This window comes from Clostridium sp. AF32-7AC (assembly GCF_003477925.1).
Classification (GTDB): Bacteria; Bacillota; Clostridia; order Lachnospirales; family Lachnospiraceae; genus Otoolea; species Otoolea fessa.
In genome coordinates, this window is the sequence record NZ_QUEG01000017.1 from 15678 (window position 1) to 16602 (window position 925).

Here is a 925-nt window from a genome sequence, read left to right on the forward strand (position 1 = left end):
GTATAATAATTCTCATCCTTTGATAGTAATGCCGTAACCGGCATACAATAAAAGCGAAAATATGTTCGAATAATAATTGCGTATTACACTTCAATATGATATACTATATGTATGAAAGGAAATCTGATACATTATAGAACTTGCGTGTGTAATATTAACTACCATATGGTTTGGCCGGTGAAATACAGACGGAAGATATTAACCCCAGAAGTTGAGAAATACCTACAGGAACTCGTGCAGCAGATAGCTGACGATAAAGGTTTTACCGTTCATTTATTTGAATGTGGTGAAGGTGATCATGTTCACTGTTTTGTATCAGCTCCACCGAAGCTGTCAATAACAGCCATTATCAAGTATCTGAAGGGGATCACAGGCAGGAAATTATTCGAACGTTTTCCGGAAATAAGAAACCAGTTGTGGAAGGGAGAACTGTGGAACCATTCCTATTATGTGGAAACGATCGGATCCGTATCTGAGGAAAATATTCGCCGTTATATTGAACATCAGAGCAAGTCGTATTAATTCAATGTGAATTGTAAATATTCATATGCATGGCTGTCTGAAGGGGGAGGAGAATGCTGTTGTCGCACAGAACATCGGTCAATATCCGGCCGGAATATTCTAATATTATAGGGCATATGTGTTACGCTGCTTCCAAGCTCTGGAATGTCTGCAACTATGAACGCCGTCGATATAAAGAATTGGGGCTGGAGAAGTATCCTGACTGGTATTATCAGAAGAAAGCGCATAAAGGAGATCTGTGGTATAGACAGCTTCCGTCCCAGACAGCGCAGGAGACCTGCAAGCAGCTGGATAAAGCCTGGAAATCATTTTATGCCCTTAAAAAGACCGGCGGGATCAAAGCGCCAAATCCTCCGCGATTTAAACAGGACAATATACCGATCACTTACATGCAGATGGGAAT

1 protein-coding gene and 1 pseudogene are annotated in these 925 nt (G+C 40.9%); both read left to right on the forward strand.

Translation table 11 applies throughout. From position 1 onward, the window contains the following. Nucleotides 1–111 precede the first annotated feature (111 nt). Nucleotides 112–522 carry an IS200/IS605 family transposase gene (tnpA, locus tag DWZ45_RS14275; protein ID WP_118469513.1) on the forward strand — a complete coding sequence of 137 codons (411 nt, stop codon included), beginning with the start codon at nt 112–114 and terminating at the stop codon, nt 520–522. 53 nt (nt 523–575) lie between these two features. After that, nucleotides 576–925: pseudogene (locus DWZ45_RS14280) on the forward strand (RNA-guided endonuclease TnpB family protein); the annotation flags it as partial.